General features: G+C 55.8%; 13 protein-coding genes and 1 pseudogene. 8 read left to right on the top strand and 6 right to left on the bottom strand.

Going from position 1 to position 18,822, the window contains the following annotated elements; all coding sequences use genetic code 11:
- Positions 1–98 precede the first annotated feature (98 nt).
- A pseudogene (gene zorD / locus O1723_RS17050) lies at positions 99–3,206 on the bottom strand (type I Zorya anti-phage system protein ZorD); the annotation flags it as partial.
- A 70-nt stretch (positions 3,207–3,276) separates the two neighbouring features.
- Here zorD and O1723_RS17045 point away from each other — a divergent pair.
- Positions 3,277–4,397 (top strand): IS3-like element ISKpn34 family transposase gene (locus O1723_RS17045; protein WP_100245182.1). Its coding sequence is split into 2 segments (ribosomal slippage): positions 3,277–3,535 and positions 3,535–4,397, totalling 1,122 coding nucleotides; the frame shifts between segments, so codons are not numbered across the junction.
- A 225-nt stretch (positions 4,398–4,622) separates the two neighbouring features.
- Here the strand turns inward: O1723_RS17045 and O1723_RS17040 are convergent.
- Together O1723_RS17040 and O1723_RS17035 are read right to left on the bottom strand one after the other, a co-directional pair.
- A complete protein-coding gene (locus O1723_RS17040; RefSeq protein WP_014882709.1) occupies positions 4,623–5,840 on the bottom strand; it encodes an L-dopachrome tautomerase-related protein in 1,218 nt (405 codons plus the stop codon).
- Between the two features lie 45 nt (positions 5,841–5,885).
- Positions 5,886–6,680 carry an SDR family NAD(P)-dependent oxidoreductase gene (locus O1723_RS17035; protein WP_014882710.1) on the bottom strand — a complete coding sequence of 265 codons (795 nt, stop codon included), beginning with the start codon at positions 6,678–6,680 and terminating at the stop codon, positions 5,886–5,888.
- A gap of 98 nt (positions 6,681–6,778) precedes the next feature.
- Between O1723_RS17035 and O1723_RS17030 the strand changes: the two genes are divergently transcribed.
- Positions 6,779–7,678, top strand: coding sequence for a LysR family transcriptional regulator (locus O1723_RS17030; protein ID WP_014882711.1), 900 nt, complete (start codon positions 6,779–6,781; stop codon positions 7,676–7,678).
- 35 nt (positions 7,679–7,713) lie between these two features.
- Here the strand turns inward: O1723_RS17030 and O1723_RS17025 are convergent, their stop codons facing one another.
- Both O1723_RS17025 and O1723_RS17020 read right to left on the bottom strand, forming a co-directional pair.
- A complete protein-coding gene (locus O1723_RS17025) occupies positions 7,714–9,498 on the bottom strand; it encodes a diguanylate cyclase (protein ID WP_014882712.1) in 1,785 nt (594 codons plus the stop codon).
- A 118-nt stretch (positions 9,499–9,616) separates the two neighbouring features.
- Positions 9,617–10,726: an AI-2E family transporter gene (locus O1723_RS17020; RefSeq protein WP_014882713.1), complete on the bottom strand. Its 1,110-nt coding sequence runs from the start codon at positions 10,724–10,726 to the stop codon at positions 9,617–9,619.
- A gap of 345 nt (positions 10,727–11,071) precedes the next feature.
- On the opposite strand from O1723_RS17020, the gene mmuP reads away from it, so the two are divergent.
- From mmuP to tauD, 6 genes are all read left to right on the top strand, one after another.
- Positions 11,072–12,472 (top strand): S-methylmethionine permease, encoded by a 1,401-nt coding sequence (gene mmuP, locus O1723_RS17015; RefSeq protein ID WP_248190936.1) that lies wholly within the window; start codon positions 11,072–11,074, stop codon positions 12,470–12,472.
- Positions 12,459–13,391 carry a homocysteine S-methyltransferase gene (gene mmuM, locus O1723_RS17010; RefSeq protein ID WP_014882715.1) on the top strand — a complete coding sequence of 311 codons (933 nt, stop codon included), beginning with the start codon at positions 12,459–12,461 and terminating at the stop codon, positions 13,389–13,391. The genes mmuP and mmuM overlap by 14 nt, the downstream gene beginning before the upstream one ends.
- A gap of 224 nt (positions 13,392–13,615) precedes the next feature.
- The gene (gene tauA, locus O1723_RS17005; RefSeq protein ID WP_248190934.1) at positions 13,616–14,578 is read left to right on the top strand and encodes a taurine ABC transporter substrate-binding protein; all 963 of its coding nucleotides are present in this window, start codon (positions 13,616–13,618) and stop codon (positions 14,576–14,578) included.
- 10 nt (positions 14,579–14,588) lie between these two features.
- Positions 14,589–15,356, top strand: a complete 768-nt coding sequence (tauB, locus tag O1723_RS17000; RefSeq protein WP_014882717.1) for a taurine ABC transporter ATP-binding subunit — start codon at positions 14,589–14,591, stop codon at positions 15,354–15,356.
- Positions 15,353–16,180, top strand: coding sequence for a taurine ABC transporter permease TauC (gene tauC / locus O1723_RS16995; RefSeq protein ID WP_014882718.1), 828 nt, complete (start codon positions 15,353–15,355; stop codon positions 16,178–16,180). Before tauB ends, tauC begins: the two co-directional genes overlap by 4 nt.
- Entirely contained in the window at positions 16,177–17,025 is an 849-nt protein-coding gene (gene tauD / locus O1723_RS16990) for a taurine dioxygenase (RefSeq protein WP_014882719.1), read from the top strand. Before tauC ends, tauD begins: the two co-directional genes overlap by 4 nt.
- An 88-nt stretch (positions 17,026–17,113) precedes the next feature.
- Here the strand turns inward: tauD and olsF are convergent, their stop codons facing one another.
- Positions 17,114–18,817 carry a bifunctional ornithine lipid synthase OlsF gene (gene olsF / locus O1723_RS16985; protein WP_023336810.1) on the bottom strand — a complete coding sequence of 568 codons (1,704 nt, stop codon included), beginning with the start codon at positions 18,815–18,817 and terminating at the stop codon, positions 17,114–17,116.
- Positions 18,818–18,822 lie beyond the last annotated feature (5 nt).

Here is an 18,822-nt window from a genome sequence, read left to right as displayed (position 1 = left end):
GCCAGTGCGATAACGCCACCTCTTATGGAGGTGGTCAGCAACAACTTTTGGAAGTGATATGGATGGAAACATCTTTTTGTTGTTTGAAAAATGAGTGCTTAAGACCCTTTTAAAATGTTCTCAAAATCAGCACTGCTTAAATCTGGTGCAGAGCACAACATATCCCTCGCCAATGCCCGGCGACGCTGAAGGAGTTCATCTAGCGTTTCTTCAAACGTCGTGATTTCAGAGTCCGTTACCGTGGGATAATACACATACACATCCTTTGTCTGGCCGATACGGTAAGCGCGGTCAGTTGCTTGATCTTCTTTTGCCGGATTCCAACAGCGGGTGAAATGAATAACGTGGTTTGCTTTCTGTACGTTAACCCCAAAACCAACCGCGACGGTGGAGAGAATGATCACGCCAAAGCCGGGTTGGGCCTGGAAATCATCAATCAGTCGCTGGCGGTTATTCTGACTATGACTTTTAGTGCTGGTGTCGCCGTTGATGATCACTGGACGGAAACCAAATCGCTGTTGAATAGCGTGTTGTATCTCGCGCTGAAGATCGCGCAGCTCAGTAAAGATGATTACTTTGTCTTTGCTGGTGTGCTTAATTTCATCCAATGTTTTCAACATCCAATTAAGCTTGGGTGAGGCTTCCCGATAGCGAGGTTCTGGGTTAACGACTGCCGGGTGTGCACAAATGAGTTTAAGACGATGCAATAACCCTAACATACCCGCGCCTGCTTGCTGCATTCCTTCACTAAGCGCCTGCTGTTGTTGCCAGTTCGCTATCGAAGAAAGATACAGTTGCCTTTGAGGGGCAGAAAGCGGCAGTTGCTTACAGCTGACGACTTCGATTTTTTGTGGCAAGTCACGCGCAACCTCTTCTTTAGTTCGGCGTAATGTTTGTGGTTCAATCAACGCTCGTAAACTTTCAAGCTGTCCTGTATCACGACCCGCTTCGTTCTCGATAGGGCGAACGTAGGATTTGCCAAATTCATTGAGCGCTCCTAAGAGACCCGGCTGAGCGAAATCAAAAAGGCTCCAGAGATCTACAAGCGTGTTTTCAACTGGCGTGCCGGTGCATGCCACTTTAAATCGTGCTTGTATCGCATTGGCTGCATGAGTAATTAATGCTGCCGGGTTCTTTATTTTTTGTGCCTCGTCACACACCATAATGGACCAGGGCTGGCGCCCCAGTGAAAATTCCTGATCGCGAAGTGTTTCGTAGGTTGTCAGAATAATTTTCGCGTCACCCTGCCAGCCGGGTTTAAGCAGATTTTTGATCCCCTGAGACTGCAGATGAGCAGGAATAGCCTGTTTCGGGTACTTCACCGCTTTGATGGTGTCGCCATACAATTTCATTACTGGAATGCCAGATGTATAGAAGAAATTGTCCAGTTCACGCTCCCAGTTATCCAGAAGAGAGACAGGGGCAACGATGAGGCTGGGTGGCTCGTCAGGGAATTTTTCAATGAACCAAACCAAAAAGCTCAGGATCTGCAGCGTTTTCCCCAGCCCCATATCATCCGCGAGCAGGCAACCTGTAGTTTCCTGAGGCGAACGAAGGAAAAGCTGTTGGAGCCAGGCCACGCCTTCACGCTGATGGTCTTTGAGCCGGATGTGTTCTTTAAGGCTCAGTGGAATTTCAGGCTCGGCATGACGCGCATTGAGGAGTGAATCTCGGCGCAGTTTAATGTAAACAGCTTCTTCAATATTCTGTTCAATTTTGAGCACTGCCCGGGCTGCTTTTTCAACAACGTTACTCTTTAAATCATGTGCTATATTTTGCTGCTTTTCCCAGTTCTTACTGAAGGTTTTCGCCGCATCCAATGGCAGTTCAGTCTCATTCCAGGGGAAGATGATATGCGTTTCGCCAGTCGCTTCTGCCTGAGTGATTCTTTCCTGCAGTTCATCGAAATGTTGCAGGTTATCTGGTTGCCAGCCATCCAGGGCTTCAACCGAAAATGCGGAGAAGTCGACCCCATCAGGGAGCCAGTTTTCACTTTGCGCCTTGGTCAGCCATGGCGAGGATATTTTTTCAAATTCACCAATGCCGATAACGCGATCGCCATATTTACCGAGATCAAGGACATCGTTAAATTCTTTACCTTCAACTTCCTGTTGCCAGCGCGACAACAGCGATTGGCAATCATGCCATTGCTGTTCAGTGAATTGACTTAGTTCCAGTTCGTAACCCTGCCAGGAACCTGCTGGCATTTGCGCAGCAACACTGATACCTAAGCTCTGAACAAATTTATCCAGTTCCCATGGTGCGGAGAAAAGAAATGTCACTTCCGGTTGTGGTATGGGAGAGATAGGCTCAAGTACCAGTTTAATATCGTCTATCTTGTTCTCATCATTTACACGGGGCTGAAGTCTGAAATGATGGAAGAAAATGTGGGCATCAAAAAGTGCTTGCTCATGTTCTTCAGGGGAAATAACACTGGCGGCATCTTCACCCAGGAAAGTATAGGGGTTGCGAACAAAGGAAAGCGCTTCACTACCGGCCACTCTACGCCCTGGGATTGCATGTATTGAATTCAGAACTTCTTTCACTTCAGGTGGGATGATGACATGGCTGAGTTCGCCATTCTCTCCGGGTATGCGATAGCTATCGTGAACCTGTGAGTTCTTGTCAAAACTGTCGAGCCAGTTAGCGGGCTGGTCTTGAAAGTGAGGTTCAATCTCGATAACCGCGGTATCAGCAACCGTAGCCTTACGAAGGCGTAATGACAACGACGTTGGTTTGATAACGTGCGTTTTTTCTAAATAGTCATCAAATTTTGCAGAGGCCTGTTTCGCACATTTGCGAATTGCGGCCCACCCCAACTGGTTAGTGGTTTCGCCTGGGGTCTGAATTTGCTGGGTACTAAGCTGCTCTATTGTCTGCAAAAGAGCCCAGTTTTCCCGTGATAACAAATGCTGTTGATTTTCATAATTAAAAATTGCGCCGGTACGATTGAAACGAATCGACTTACGGGTTGGAACCAAAGTCCATTCCGCAATCCAGACACGAAAATCACTATCGTTTAATGCCCCACGCGAACTCAGTCTTGCACGTAATGGTAATATCTCTGGAACGCCAATTAGAGGCAGACTGCTGGAGTGTTCCTCGTCCTCCAGTAGGCGATACAAATTATCCCAGCTCAATAACCAGCGGTCTGTTAGTGAAATCAGATAGTCTTCTTCGGCCAGTTGCTCAAGCCAGGATGCCATGACCTGCTCCCCGTTGATTAATACACCGTGATGTTAGTAATGTCTTCATAAGCCACATGAGGACATCCCCATGAAGAAGCGTTTTTCCGACGAACAGATCATATGTATTCTCCGCGAGGCCGAAGCCGGCGTTTCTGCCCGTGAGCTCTGCCGTAAGCACGCCATTTCCGACGCCACCTTTTACACATGGCGTAAGAAGTATGGCGGTATGGAGGTGCCTGAGGTTAAGCGCCTGAAGTCGCTTGAGGAAGAGAACGCCAGACTCAAGAAGCTGCTTGCTGAAGCCATGCTGGATAAGGAGGCGCTTCAGGTGGCTCTTGGGCGAAAGTACTGACGACAGACCAGAAGCGGGAAGCCGTGGAAGTCATGTGCGAGGCTAAGGGTCTGTCGCAACGTCGTGCCTGCGGGCTGGCAGGTCTGTCCCTGTCAACCTGCCGATATTCGGCTCAGCGTCCGGCTGCTGACGCGCAGCTGTCTCTACGCATCACAGAGCTGGCACTTGAACGCCGCCGTTTTGGTTACCGGCGTATCTGGCAGCTTCTGCGACGTGAAGGTCTTTGCGTTAACCACAAGCGGGTTTACCGCATCTATCAACTTAATGGCCTGAGTGTAAAACGCAGACGACGTCGTAAAGGGCTGGCAACAGAACGTCTGCCGCTGCTCCGCCCGATGGCGCCCAATCTGACCTGGTCAATGGATTTCGTCATGGACGCACTGGCCACAGGTCGCAGGATCAAGTGCCTGACCTGCGTGGATGATTTCACAAAGGAATGCCTGACGGTCACTGTTGCCTTCGGGATTTCAGGCGTGCAGGTCACGCGTATTCTGGACAGCATTGCGCTGTTTCGCGGCTATCCGGCTACGATAAGAACCGATCAGGGCCCGGAGTTTACCTGCCGCGCACTCGATCAGTGGGCTTTTGAGCATGGTGTGGAGCTGCGACTTATCCAGCCCGGCAAGCCAACGCAGAACGGATTTATTGAGAGTTTTAACGGACGCTTTCGTGATGAATGCCTGAATGAGCACTGGTTCAGCGATATTGTTCACGCCAGGAAGATCATTAATGACTGGCGACTGGATTATAACGAGTGTCGACCACATTCATCACTGAATTACCTGACGCCGGCTGAATTTGCAGCGGGCTGGCGAAACGGGAAATATGAAGAAAAACCAACCGACATTACTAACTGAAGGTTGTATCTAACTCTGGGGGCAGGTCAGATTGGGTGGTTTTGGGCTGGGGTGTTTGATTTGTGGATGGTGCTACTGAAATTTTGAGACAAACTAACGTTACTTGAATAAGCTCTTTTGCGTTTAAAAAATAATCGTTTTAAATGAGCGTTATTTTCTCACGACACAGATTTTACCTGCCCATCACAGCTAAAAAAGCGCCACCCATGGGGTGGCGCAGCCATATTAGCGAGTGTTCATCGGCGGGTTCGTGTCCTGTCGCAAGCGCCACAGATCGTACCGTTCATGGCCTGGTTTGACCATTCCAGCGAAGTGGTCATTAAGGCTACTTGATGTGAAGATCAGGTCACCGTCCGGGCGAATAGCCGGTGTGTCTGGCCACTTTATGGCTTCATTTGCAGCAATAAGTAACATTTTACGGGTCTTCGGATCATATCTGACAATGCCGTTATGGGTGACATCTGTAATATAGAGGTAGCCTTTTGCATCGGTCACCAAACCGTCAGTATTACCTCCCACCGTGCCCAGATTCTGAATTTGAGCGGCAATCTGCGCATCAGTTGAATCATGTTGCTTCAGCACGGCAGTGGGCACCGCGTATGCATGTGTTCCCGTCGTCACCGTCCAGTACAATGTTTCTGCATCGGGAGACAGCGCAATGCCGTTGATACCAATCAATAGCGGTTTACCTGGCCATACCTCCGCGCCATGGGAAATGACGTTTACCCCCGGTTCAATCTGCAGGGCAGGGTGACTATTCAGCACGCGTCGGGCTGTGCCGGTGGCGAAATCAACGACGATCAGGCCGACACGGTTTTCAGGCGCACTGCGCGACCCGCTGTCGGAAATGTATGCGATACGATGATTCTCATCGACAACGACATCATTAAGGAAACTTGCCTTACGGTCGGCCACGCCGTCCAGGGGGATACGTTTAACCGTTCGGCCCGAGTCGAGATCCAGTACGACCAATTTCTGCGAGCCTGAAGGGGATTCCGTTTCTCCCGCGATGAACCCCATATCCAGCGCCCATAACCAGCCGTTTTTACGATCAACATAAAAGCCGAGCACGTTGCGCAGGTTCTGATCGGGAGCGGAATCAACCGCATTACGCTCGCGGGACGGAAATGCTGTCAGGCGCGCGGGTCCGGACTGAGGATCGGTGTCGAGAATATTCAACGTGGCGGGGGCGCTGGCTGAAATCAGTCGGGGCGTGCTGACAAAGGCCCGGCCCTTTGCATCAAAGTGAATGCCTGCTAAGGGGGCATTCACCGACCCGGAAAACACGGCTGGCATTTGCACGTTTTCAGGTTTATCCCAGCTTACGCCTGAGTAGCTGCGCCAGTGCTCAAGAGGCATCTGATCCGCCGCGCTGGCGCAGCTTGCGAAAGAGAACAATGCCGCCATTGCAATGGCGGGGAAAGTACCGATACGGTAGGACATACATGCTCCGGTGATGTGAGTAAGACGCGGTTTCTTAATGCGGTATCAAAGAATGGAGCGGAACGTTCCGCCTTCGACGCGTACCGCAGCCCCGTTTGATGCCGCGCCGAGTGGGCTTGCCAGTAGCGCGACCATAGCGGCTATCTCGTCAGCCTCGATCATTCGCGCGATCAGGGAACTGGGGCGGTAGGTCTGGAAGAAATGCGCTTCAATCTGCTGGTCTGTCATGCCAGGTTCAGGCGCTGTCTGGCGCAGGTAATCAATGATTCCGTCAGAGCGGGTTGCCGATGGCAGTACGCTGTTGACCGTTACGCCGGTACCCTTCGTCAGCTCTGCCATTCCTCGCGATACGGCGAGTTGAGCTGATTTACTGACGCCGTAATGCACCATGTCTGGCGGAGTGAAAGCGCCAACTTCGCTTGACATAAAAATCACCCGGCCCCAGTTGCGTGCTAGCATGCGTGGGAAGTAATGCCGTGAAAGACGAACGCCTGACATCACGTTAATGTTGAACATGCGTAGCCATTCCTCGTCGGTGATATCAGCGAAAGGGGCGGCTTCATAAAAACCCAGGTTATTGATAAGAATATCGGTATCCGTACAGGCCTTAATCAGCGCTTCTGCACCTTCAGCGTTAGCCAGATCGGCGACAATGGCTGATACCCGGGCCTGGGGAGCTGCCTGAGCAATTTTCGCTACCGCATTGTGCAGTTTTTCCCGATCGCGTCCGGTAATCGTGACGGCAACACCTTCGCGCGCAAGGGTACTGGCGATAGCCAGCCCAATGCCTGCGGTGGCCCCTGTAACAAGTGCTGTCTTACCGTTGAGTTGAAGATCCATCGTTTTTGCCTTTTGGTAACAAGTGCGGCTACTTTACTCATCGCTCAAACGGAGATAAATTAGCGAAAATGAAAAACATTTGTTCCTGAAAGAGCAAGATGAGCAGAAAATTCGATTATCTCGGCGATGTTGAGGTCTTCATTACTGTTGTTGAACATGGCTCATTTACCGCTGCAGCGGTCGCCCTTTCAACCACGCCCTCAGTGTTGAGTCGTGCGGTCTCCCGCCTTGAAGTGCGTCTTGGACGACAGCTATTGCAACGCACCACACGTCGTGTGGGACTAACGGAAGCCGGACGGATTTATCTTGAGCAGGCGCGTTCTGCTTTTTCCCTGCTTGATGACGCCGAACGCGATGGCCGGGGGCAGGAGGGGGATCTGACTGGCAGGGTACGGGTCAGCGTCCCGACCACCTATGGGCATTATTGTCTGCCGCCCTTGCTGGCCCGCTTTTCCCAACAGTTTCCGCGCGTTCAGGTGGAGCTGAACATTACCAATCGCAATGTCGACCTGATCGCTGAGGGATTCGACCTGGCTATTCGCCTGGGTCAAATGCCTGACAGTGGATTCGTCGCGCGTAAATTGCAGGATGCGGCACTGCTGTTGGTTGCTTCACCCGCTTACCTTCATCGCATGGGAATGCCGCAGACGCTCGATGAACTGCGGCAGCATATGTGCCTGCCTTTTATTATGCCGCGTACCGGCCGTATTGCGCCCTGGGTATTTCGCGTGGATGAGCGGGATGTTGACTGGCAGCCAGATTCAACCATCGAGATTTCAGATGATGTCCTTGGCGTGGTTTCGCTGGCTGAACATGGAATAGGGGTCTGTCAGAGCTACGAATTCATTGTCCGCGAGAAGATACAGCGCGGCCAGTTAGTTGAGATACTTCCGCAACTTCGTGGACGATCGCGACCTTTCTCGCTCATCTATGCGCCCCATCGACGCCAGTCAGCAGCCACACGGGCCATGATTGATCTTCTGGCGTCAGAACAATGACATGAACATCATGCGTCATGAATAAGAGTCTAACCTTAACCCGCTTCCAGCATCCCAAAACTCACAATCCGCGCCCGGCCCAGCTCTTTCGCCCGGTATAAGGCGACATCCGCGGCGCGCAGCAGGTTGTCGCTCTGGGCATGCTCTGGATAGCTGGCAATACCAATCGAGACATCCACCGGCCCAATCTCTGAGAGGCCGTAACGAAGCGACAGCTCACGCACACCGTCATAAATTTTCTGCGCACAGGCATGCGCTTCTGCTTCTCCGGCGCCGGGAAGCAGTACCAGAAACTCCTCCCCCCCGAAGCGAAAGGCCAGACCGCTGTCATGCCCGGCCCGCTGAACAATCAGCGCCACGCTTTTAATGACCAGGTCTCCGGCCTCATGGCCGAAACGGTCATTAATGCTCTTGAAGTGATCGATGTCGATCATCAGGCAGCTAACCGGTTCATCGTTACGCATGGCTTGTGCCATCTGGGTGTGCAGGGTGTCTTCCAGATGATGGCGATTACGCAGGCCGGTGAGCGGGTCAAACAGGGCTTTTTCCAGTAACGCGTCGCGCAGACGTTGGTTCGCCAGCGCCAGTCCGAGCGCCTCAGCCATCAGTTCAAGATACGGGCGGGAAGGGGCATTGTCCGCGTTGATGTTCTGGAAAGAGAGCAAGCCAATGGCCTCACCCTGGGCGATAAGCGGCACGCACAGCGCGCTGTTCGCCGTCTCTTCCTGCAGGTGATAGCAGGCGATATCCGGCTCACCGTTGACCGGCGGATGGCTCTGACCACGACGCACGGCCCAGCACTCGTCAGGGTGGAACATCGTCTCGTCACCCACCGGCGCAAGCCATTGCGCGACGCAGCGCATCTGCCACGGATCCCGGTCGAGAACGTAGAGTCGGCCAGGGATCCCCGGTGCAATATTGGGCGCAAACAACTCCGCCACGTTAATCACATCGTTTACGTTCTCACATCCCTGCAGCCTCTGGGTCATGCGCGCCAGCAGCTCGCGGATGGCCCAGTCGGCATCGCGCTCTTTTTCCAGACGCTGGCGCGCAAGGCCGTTTTCACGGAAGATGCGGATGGCCTGCGCCATATCGCCGATCTCATCAATCTGGTTGAAGTTGGGCGTTTCCACCGCGTAGTCCTGTGATGCCAGGCGGTGCACCACGTCGCTCAGGCGCACGACCGGACGCAGCACGCGGCGTTTTAATATAAAGCCAAGCACAAACAGGAACAGCAGGGCGGTGAGGCCAACCATCAACTCAGAGGCCGTTCGCAGCGCTTTCGATTTTTTTGTCGCCTCCCGTACGGACGTGATTACACGTTTGTCGAGTATCTGGCGAAAGTGATCGATCTGGTTCTGGGCGCGCTCAAGCTCTTGCTCATAAGAGGCACCATAGAGCAGGGCGATGGCCTGAGCGTCTTCACCCCGCGCCGTGTTCGCCAGGGCCATTTGCTGTTCGTCCTGCAGCTCATCAACGATCTTTAAGCCTTCATGCAGCAGGGCAAGCTCGTCATCCGATGCGCCAGCGTCCTGCAGTTTTTCCAGCTTCAGCTCGATGTGCTTCAGGCTATTCTCTGACTGGTTATACTCTTTGAGGATTTGAGGATCTTTTTTGACGACGTACAGGCGCGCTAAATCGGACTGTACCCAGGCATCAGTTTCAATATTTTCCGTCAGCTCATCAAAACGTTGACGCTGTTCAATGGCCTGACGTTCCGCGGTGTCGGCGTCGGAAGCCAGCAGCATGATAATGCCGGACGCAATGGTCAGGCAGACCGTGGCACCATAGGCCCAGTTAGTAATTGTCGCGATTCGCACCTGGTGATCCTTTTACAACATGAAGAGGATGGCGTTCTTCAGATTATAGAAAACGGCTGATTTATGGCGAAAAAAAGGCGGCACAGTGCCGCCTGGTGGGGTCTATATCGTCACATCCTTACAAATCTGGAGGGTTTTTTCCCTCTTCAATGAAATCGGCATCCAGCTCTTCAGCATTTCCTTCGTGGTCGCGGCCGGAGAAGAGGTTCCAGCAGGCGATAAACAGCGCGGCAATCAGCGGCCCAATGACAAAGCCATTAATGCCGTACAGCTCCATGCCGCCGAGGGTGGAGATCAGTATCAGATAGTCCGGCATTTTGGTGTCTTTACCCACCAGCAGCGGTCGCAGGATGTTGTCCACCAGTCCGACGACAATCACAAAGAAGCCGACAATGAACAGCCCCTGCCAGATCTGGTGCGTGGCGAACAGGAAGATGGCGGCAGGGACCCAGACAATCGCCGAACCGATGGCAGGTACCAGCGAGAGGAAAGCCATCAGCGCGCCCCAGAGGACGCTGCCGTCGAGGCCCACAATGGCAAACGCAATCCCGCCGAGTATGCCCTGGACCACCGCCACCGCCGCCGTGCCTTTTACCGTGGCACGCGATACGCCGACAAATTTGGCGAACAGGTGTTGTTTGGCGAAATCAGACAGGGGCAGGGAGTCGAGGATCTGGCGCACCAGATACGGTCCGTCTTTCAGCAGGAAGAACAGCAGATAAAGCATGATGCCGAAGCTAATCGCAAAGCCAAACGTACCTTTGCCGATCAGAAACGCGCTACCCGCCAGATACTGCCCGCCCTGCAGCGCAACATCGGAGAGTTTTTTCTGGATCTGCGCCGCGTTGTTCAGGTTATGATCCGCGAGGAAGCCGCTGGCCCAGTCCGGCAGGTGGTTAAAGATGCTCGCCACCACTTCCGGGAACTGCGTGTTGTTCTCCTGAAGCTTCGTGTACACCACGTTCAGCTCAATGGCGAGTGAGGAGAGGATCACCATCAGCGGAATAAAGACGATCAGGCAGATAATGCCGATGGTCAGCAGCGAGGCCAGCCCGTTGCGATCCCCCAGCGCGGTGCGCAGCTTGTTTTTTACCGGGTTAAAAATCACGGTCAGAATAGCGGCCCACAGTATTGCGGAGAAGTAGGGCGACAGCACGTCGAAGAAGGCCCAGGTCACAAGGGCGAGGATGAAAATAAAGAAACCTTTGGTCAGTCCGTTAAAGCGCATCAGTCATTCCTGGTTACTAAGAAACTGTTCGACTATAGAACTGATTGTGAGAATTACCAACCTTTGCGCCTTACCTGTTCTGTGGACAGTGTTGCGGTATGAATCCACTCTTCACGGATCCCACTTTCGACTGACCGAAGATCGTCTCTTCCCGCACCATGATATACATATCAGCTTGCGGAGGTGCTTATGGCCTGGCGTCCTTTTCTCTATGTCATCCTGACATCCCACCCCAGACTCAGTGCGCGGCGCGCTCGTTTGCGTCTGGTCATCTAGCTTTTTATTAACAATCGCGGTATAACACCTTCTTTGGATGTTTAGATGTCCATACGTATAGAAGGTAATATGCAAACACAACAAGAAAATGGGCAGCTGAAGCGCACCATGAAAACACGCCACCTGATTATGCTCTCGCTGGGCGGCGTGATTGGGACTGGGTTATTTTTTAATACGGGCTATATCATTTCCACGACCGGGGCGGCGGGCACGCTGCTGGCATACCTGATTGGCGCGCTGGTGGTCTGGCTGGTGATGCAGTGTCTTGGTGAGCTTTCCGTGGCGATGCCGGAAACCGGCGCGTTCCACGTTTATGCCGCCCGTTATCTTGGCCCGGCGACGGGCTACACCGTGGCGTGGCTCTACTGGCTCACCTGGACGGTGGCGCTCGGGTCGAGCTTTACCGCCGCCGGGTTCTGCATGCAGTACTGGTTCCCGCAGGTGCCCGTCTGGACGTGGTGCGTGGTCTTCTGCGTGGTGATTTTTGGCCTTAACGTCATCTCCACGCGCTTCTTTGCTGAAGGCGAATTCTGGTTCTCGCTGGTGAAAGTTATCACCATCATCGCCTTTATTATCCTCGGCGGGGCGGCGGTCTTTGGCTTTATCCCGATGCAGGACGGTTCTCCTGCGCCGGGGTTAAGCAACATTACCGCTGAGGGCTGGTTCCCGCACGGCGGCCTGCCGATCCTGATGACCATGGTGGCGGTGAACTTTGCCTTCTCCGGCACTGAACTTATTGGTATCGCGGCAGGCGAAACGCAAAATCCGCACAAGGTCATTCCGGTCGCAATCCGCACCACCATCGCGCGGCTGATTATCTTCTTTATCGGCACCGTATTTGTACTGGCGGCGCTGATCCCGATGCAGCAGGCGGGCGTGGAAAAGAGCCCGTTCGTGCTGGTGTTTGAGAAGGTCGGTATTCCTTACGCGGCAGATATCTTTAACTTCGTGATCCTGACGGCAATCCTCTCGGCGGCCAACTCCGGGTTGTATGCCTCCGGGCGCATGCTGTGGTCGCTCTCTAACGAAAAAACGTTGCCGCGCTGCTTTGCCCGGGTGAACAAAAATAGCGTGCCGTTGACGGCGCTTTCGGTTTCCATGCTCGGTGGCGTGCTGGCGCTGTTCTCAAGCGTTATCGCCCCGGACACGGTGTTTGTCGCGCTCTCGGCCATTTCCGGCTTTGCGGTGGTGGCGGTCTGGATCAGCATCTGCGCGTCGCACTTCGTTTTCCGTCGCCGACATCTGCAGTCCGGCCAGCCGCTCTCCGCGTTGCAGTATCGCGCGCCGTGGTATCCGCTGGTGCCGGTACTCGGTTTTATTCTCTGCGTGGTCGCCTGTGTCGGCCTGTGGTTTGACCCGAGCCAGCGTATTGCCCTTTATTGCGGGCTTCCGTTTGTCGCCCTGTGTTATGGTGCGTACTACCTGACCCGAAATATGACATCGCAGGAGCCTGAACATGTCGCAGAATAATCCGCTTACCGCCCTTCTCGAAAAACAGCCGTTTGTGGTGCTGGATGGGGCGATGGCAACGGAGCTGGAAGCGCGCGGGTGTAACCTTGCAGACAGCCTCTGGTCTGCCAAAGTGCTGGTAGAAAACCCGGAACTTATCCGCGAAGTGCATCTTGATTATTACCGCGCAGGGGCGCAGGTGGCGATCACTGCCAGCTACCAGGCCACGCCTGCGGGCTTCGCGGCACGCGGGCTGGACGAGGCACAGTCCCGGGCGTTGATTGGCAAAAGCGTGGAACTGGCGCGTAAGGCGCGCGAAGCGTATCTGGCTGAAAACCCGCAGGCAGGTGCGCTGCTGGTGGCAGGCTCCGTGGGGCCGTACGGCGCGTATCTGGCAGATGGTTCGGAATATCGCGGCGACTACGTGCGCAGCGCCGAGGCGTTTACCGCCTTCCACCGCCCGCGTGTGGAAGCGCTGCTGGATGCGGGGGCGGACCTGCTGGCCTGCGAAACGCTGCCTTCGTTTGGGGAAATTAAGGCGCTGGCGGCGCTTCTGGCGGAGTATCCTCGCGCCCGGGCGTGGTTCTCGTTTACCCTGCGTGATAGCGAGCACCTGAGCGACGGCACGCCGCTGCGTGAGGTGGTCGACGTGCTGGCAAACTCCCCGCACATTGTCGCGCTGGGTATCAACTGCATCGCCCTGGAAAACACCACCGCGGCGTTGAAACATCTGCAAAGCCTGACGGCGCTGCCGCTGGTGGTCTACCCGAACTCGGGCGAGCACTATGATGCGGTGACCAAAACCTGGCACCACCACGGCGAAGCGTGCGAGACGCTGGCGGGCTATTTGCCACAGTGGCTGGCGGCTGGAGCGAAATTAATCGGGGGATGCTGTCGCACCACACCGAAGGATATTGCTGAGCTAAACGCAAAGCGCTGACTTCTCTGCCGGGTGGCGGCTACGCCTTACCCGACCTACGGATCGCACAATTTGTAGGCCGGGTAAGCGTAGCGCCACCCGGCACAAACCAACCGCACAATACTGACTATCCTTTCCCACTTTTTATCTAAAAACGAATCGTTATGAGCGATGCGTTTTAATTCCTTTATCAAAATTCCCGCGCCGGAAATACTGCCCTCATAACAACAAGGGGAGCAGATACTATGGCAATTTCATCGCGAATCACATTTCTCGGCGCGCTGGCGCTGTGGGCCTTTCAGGCGCAGGCGGTAGACGTCACCGTCGCGTATCAAACCTCTGCGGAACCGGCGAAAGTTGCGCAGGCGGATAACACCTTTGCCAAAGCGAGCGGCGCGAACGTCGACTGGCGCAAGTTCGACAGCGGGGCGTCCGTCGTGCGTGCGTTAGCCTCCGGCGACGTGCAGATCGGCAATATCGGATCCAGCCCGCTGGCGGTCGCGGCCAGCCAGCATGTGCCGATTGAGGTGTTCCTGCTCGCCTCGCAGCTCGGTAACTCTGAAGCGCTGGTGGTGAAGAAAAACATCACCAAACCGGAAGACCTGATCGGCAAGCGCATCGCCGTGCCGTTTATCTCTACCACCCACTACAGCCTGCTGGCGGCGCTCAAACACTGGGGCATCAAGCCGGGGCAGGTTCAGATTCTTAATCTCCAGCCACCCGCGATAATCGCGGCCTGGCAGCGTGGGGATATTGACGGAGCCTATGTCTGGGCCCCAGCCGTGAACGAGCTGGAAAAAGATGGCACCGTGCTGACCGACTCCGAAAAGGTGGGCCAGTGGGGCGCGCCGACGCTCGACGTGTGGGTCGTGCGCAAAGACTTTGCTGAGAAACATCCCGAGGTGGTGAAAGCCTTTGCCAAAAGCGCCCTCGACGCCCAGCAGCCCTATATCAGTAACCCCGATGAATGGCTGAAGCAGCCCGCCAATCTGGAAAAACTCGCCCGACTGAGCGGCGTGCCGGAAGCGGACGTGCCGGGGCTGGTGAAAGGCAATACCTATCTGACCCCTGCGCAGCAGGTGCAGCAGCTGACCGGGCCGGTGAACAAAGCGATTGTCGATACCGCCACCTTCCTGAAAGCGCAGGGCAAAGTGCCCGCGGTAGCGGCGGATTACAGCCAGTACGTCACCGACCGCTTTGTGAAATAAGGAGTCCGCCATGCTGAGCATAACGAACCTGTATGCCGATTACGGCGGCAAACCTGCGCTGGAGGAGATCAACCTGACGCTGGCCAGCGGTGAACTACTGGTGGTGCTGGGCCCCTCCGGGTGTGGGAAAACTACGCTACTGAATCTGATTGCCGGTTTTGTCCCTTATCAGCGTGGCACCATCCAACTGGAAGGCAAAAAGGTGGAAGGCCCCGGCGCCGAGCGCGGCGTGGTTTTCCAGAATGAAGGTTTGCTCCCCTGGCGCAACGTGCAGGAAAACGTGGCATTTGGGCTACAGCTTGCGGGGGTGAACCGCGAACAGCGGCTGGAAACGGCACGGCAGATGCTGAAAAAAGTGGGCCTCGAAGGGGCGGAAAAACGCTTTATCTGGCAGCTTTCCGGCGGCCAGCGCCAGCGTGTCGGCATTGCCCGTGCGCTGGCGGCAAACCCGCAGCTGTTGCTGCTGGACGAGCCGTTCGGCGCGCTGGACGCCTTCACCCGCGAGCAGATGCAAACCCTGCTGTTGCGTCTCTGGCACGAGACGGGCAAGCAGGTCCTGTTGATCACCCACGACATCGAAGAAGCGGTGTTTATGGCGACCGAGCTGGTGCTGTTATCGCCGGGGCCGGGGCGCGTGGTGGAACGCTTGCCGCTCGAGTTCGCTCGCCGTTATGTCGCCGGAGAACCCGTGCGCAGCATCAAATCCGATCCGCAGTTTATCGACCAGCGTGAGTACATCCTAAGCCGCGTGTTTGACCAACGGGAGGCTTTCTCATGAGCATCGTCTTCAGTGAAAAAACGCGCCGCACGCGTCAGGCGCTGCGCTGGCCGTTCTCCCGCCAGCTCACGTTGAGCGTCGGGACGCTGCTGGTGTTACTGGCGGTGTGGTGGCTGGTGGCGGCACTGCAGTGGATCAGCCCGCTTTTTCTGCCGCCGCCGGGACAGGTGCTGGCCAAACTTATTGCCATCGCCGGGCCGCAGGGGTTTATGGATGCCACGCTCTGGCAGCATCTGGGCGCAAGCCTGACGCGCATTCTGGTGGCGCTGCTGGCGGCGGTGATGATCGGCATTCCGGTTGGCATCGCGATGGGCTTAAGCCCGACGGTGCGCGGCATCCTCGATCCGCTGATTGAGCTTTACCGCCCGGTGCCGCCGCTGGCCTATCTGCCGCTGATGGTAATTTGGTTTGGCATCGGTGAAACGTCAAAAATCCTGCTGATCTATCTGGCGATTTTCGCCCCGGTTGCGATGTCGGCGCTGGCGGGCGTCAAAAGTGCCCAGCAGGTGCGGATCCGCGCGGCGCAGTCGCTGGGCGCCAGCCGGACACAGGTGCTGCTGTTCGTGATTTTACCGGGCGCGCTGCCGGAGATCTTAACCGGGCTGCGCATCGGCCTCGGCGTGGGGTGGTCCACGCTGGTGGCGGCAGAGCTGATCGCCGCCACGCGGGGATTAGGGTTTATGGTGCAGTCGGCGGGAGAGTTCCTGGCGACTGACGTGGTGCTGGCTGGGATCGCGGTCATTGCCGCGATCGCCTTCGGATTAGAGCTGGGGCTGCGCGCTCTACAGCGTCGTCTGACGCCCTGGCATGGAGAAATACAATGAGTGAACGTCTGACCATTACCCCGCTGGGGCCGTATATTGGCGCGCAGGTGTCGGGCCTGGATGTAACCCGTCCGCTGAGCGATAACCAGTTCGAGCAGCTGTATCACGCGGTGCTGCGCCATCAGGTGGTGTTCCTGCGCGAGCAGGCGATCACCCCGCAGCAGCAGCGCGCGCTGGCGCTACGCTTTGGCGATCTGCATATCCATCCGGTCTATCCGCATGCGGAAGGGGTGGAGGAGATTATCGTCCTGGATACCCATAACGATAATCCGCCGGATAATGACAACTGGCACACCGATGTGACCTTTATCGAGACGCCGCCCGCAGGGGCGATCCTCGCGGCAAAATTGCTGCCGGAGACCGGAGGCGATACGCTGTGGGCGAGCGGCATTGCGGCTTTCGAGGCGCTGTCCGCACCGTTCCGGACGATGCTGAGTGGTCTGCGGGCGGAGCACGATTTCAAAAAATCGTTCCAGGAATACAAGTACCGTAAAAGCGAAGAGGAGCATCAGCGCTGGCTGGATGCGGTTGCAAAACATCCTCCTCTGCTGCACCCGGTGGTGCGTACCCATCCGGTCACGGGCAAGCAGGCGTTATTCGTGAACGAAGGGTTTACCACGCGCATTGTGGACGTGACGGAAAAAGAGAGCGAGGCGCTGCTACGCTTCCTGTTTGCGCATATCACCAAACCGGAGTTTCAGGTGCGCTGGCGCTGGCAGGAGAACGATCTGGCGATCTGGGATAACCGCGTGACGCAGCACTATGCCAATGCGGACTATCTGCCGCAGCGTCGGATTATGCAGCGGGCGACGATTTTGGGGGATAAGCCGTTTTATCGCCCTTGATCCTGTAGTACCTGTAGGTCGGGTAAGGCGTAGCCGCCACCCGGCAATTGTGCACCGTTTTTGCCGGGTGGCGCTGCGCTTACCCGGCCTACAAAGAGTGTACCCCTATATACCGCTGATAGCGGTTCGTCTTCAGGTAGCACAAATCCACCAGCACTAGCCCGTCTACGCAGTTGTTGAACGCCGGGTCGCTGCCAAAATCAATAAACTGCACGCCGCCCGGTTCGCACAGCTCGGAATACTGCTTGTAGAGTGGCGGAATGCCGCAGCCCAGATTGCCGAGCAGGGATTTCAGCTTCGTCAGATCGTCCACGTAATCCACGCCGCCAAACTGTGCCAATACGTCCGGTAACGATGCAGGATAAGGCTGGCGCGACGCGGCCAGCGGATGGCTTGCCGGGAACCACAGACGGTAAAATGCCACCAGCAGATCCCGCGCCGCAGGCGGTAAGCCTCCGGAAATCGAGACCGGGCCAAACAGATAACGGTAGTGCGGATAACGTGCCAGATAAGCCCCAATCCCGGACCAGAGATAATCCAGGCCGCGGCGTCCCCAGTAGCGCGGCTGAATAAAGCTGCGACCCAGTTCAATGCCGTGCTCCAGCACGTCCTGCATTTTATCGTCGTAGTGGAACAGGCTGTAGCTGTACAACCCTTCCGGACCCCGATGCGCAACCTGCTTTGCGGTGGGCATAAAGCGATACGCCCCCACGATCTCCAGATCCTCATCATCCCACAGGATCAGGTGCAGATAATCGTCATCGTAACGGTCGGTGTCCCGGCGCTTGCCGCTCCCTTCCTCCACCGCACGAAACGCAATTTCGCGCAGGCGGCCCAGCTCGCGCAGCAGCGGAGCCTCTTCCTGGCCGTTGCGCTGCCACAGATAGATGAGCTTACCGTCGCCGGTTTTGCCCAGACACTCGGCCTGCGCCAGCTCGCGTTTCAGAGTCGCCCGGTCCTCTGGACGAGCAATGGCGCACTGGGTTTTAAAGACGCCAGGCATTCCCTTGCCAAGACGCATCACGTGCTGACGGCACTGCTCGGCCATCTCACGCGACGAAAGGGTGGCGCTGTGCCAGTGATGCCAGGCGATCTGCTGGCCGATTTTAATCGGCAGCTGGCTATGGCGGCGGCGGAACATCTGCTGCATTAACAGCAGCATCGACAATGTCGGCGACACCAGCGTGCTGGCATAAAAGAGGAGACTATTGTGCGCCTGAATATGCACCGGCAGCAGCGGCGCGCGCAGCTTGCTGGCGAGCTTGATAAAGCCCGGGTGCCATTTTTTATCGTGAATGCCTTTGCGCGTCGGACGTGAAACTTCTCCCGCCGGGAAGAAGATCAGTACGCCCGCATTTTGCAGATGTTGTTCCATCTGCACCAGGGAGGATTTCGCCGTCCTGCCCCCCATATTGTCCACCGGGATAAAGAGTGAACTGAGAGGCTCAAGGTGGGTCAGCATCCGGTTGGTCACGACTTTTACGTCACGGCGTACGCGGGAGACGGCGTACAACAGCGCCAGCCCGTCCAGTGTGCCTGTCGGGTGGTTGGCAATAATGACCAGCGGGCCATGTTCGGGGATTTGTTCGAGATCGCGGGCGGAAACGGTGCAGAGAATATCAAGGTGCTCCAGAACTTGCTCCACCATGTCCAGTCCTTTGAGGTGGCGGTGTGCGGCGGCAAACTGCTGGAATTCATCTTCGTAAAACAGTCTTTTTAACAGACTTTTTTGCCAGGGTGCAGGCCTCGCCTGAGGCCAAAGATCGTCGAGAACGCTATCGAGGCTAAACATGGTTA

The sequence above is a fragment of the Enterobacter cloacae complex sp. HYC080_NIDB genome, assembly GCF_056673325.1.
The sequence above is the reverse complement of the archived record's forward strand: the minus strand, read 5'-3'. Positions and strand labels throughout refer to the sequence as shown.

Coding starts and splice junctions, on each gene's coding strand:
- O1723_RS17040 (WP_014882709.1), bottom strand. CDS start 5,840: ATGTCCTACCGTATCGGTACTTTCCCCGCCATTGCAATGGCGGCATTG.
- O1723_RS17035 (WP_014882710.1), bottom strand. CDS start 6,680: ATGGATCTTCAACTCAACGGTAAGACAGCACTTGTTACAGGGGCCACC.
- O1723_RS17030 (WP_014882711.1), top strand. CDS start 6,779: ATGAGCAGAAAATTCGATTATCTCGGCGATGTTGAGGTCTTCATTACT.
- O1723_RS17020 (WP_014882713.1), bottom strand. CDS start 10,726: ATGCGCTTTAACGGACTGACCAAAGGTTTCTTTATTTTCATCCTCGCC.
- mmuP (WP_248190936.1), top strand. CDS start 11,072: ATGCAAACACAACAAGAAAATGGGCAGCTGAAGCGCACCATGAAAACA.
- mmuM (WP_014882715.1), top strand. CDS start 12,459: ATGTCGCAGAATAATCCGCTTACCGCCCTTCTCGAAAAACAGCCGTTT.
- tauA (WP_248190934.1), top strand. CDS start 13,616: ATGGCAATTTCATCGCGAATCACATTTCTCGGCGCGCTGGCGCTGTGG.
- tauB (WP_014882717.1), top strand. CDS start 14,589: ATGCTGAGCATAACGAACCTGTATGCCGATTACGGCGGCAAACCTGCG.
- tauC (WP_014882718.1), top strand. CDS start 15,353: ATGAGCATCGTCTTCAGTGAAAAAACGCGCCGCACGCGTCAGGCGCTG.
- tauD (WP_014882719.1), top strand. CDS start 16,177: ATGAGTGAACGTCTGACCATTACCCCGCTGGGGCCGTATATTGGCGCG.
- olsF (WP_023336810.1), bottom strand. CDS start 18,817: ATGTTTAGCCTCGATAGCGTTCTCGACGATCTTTGGCCTCAGGCGAGG.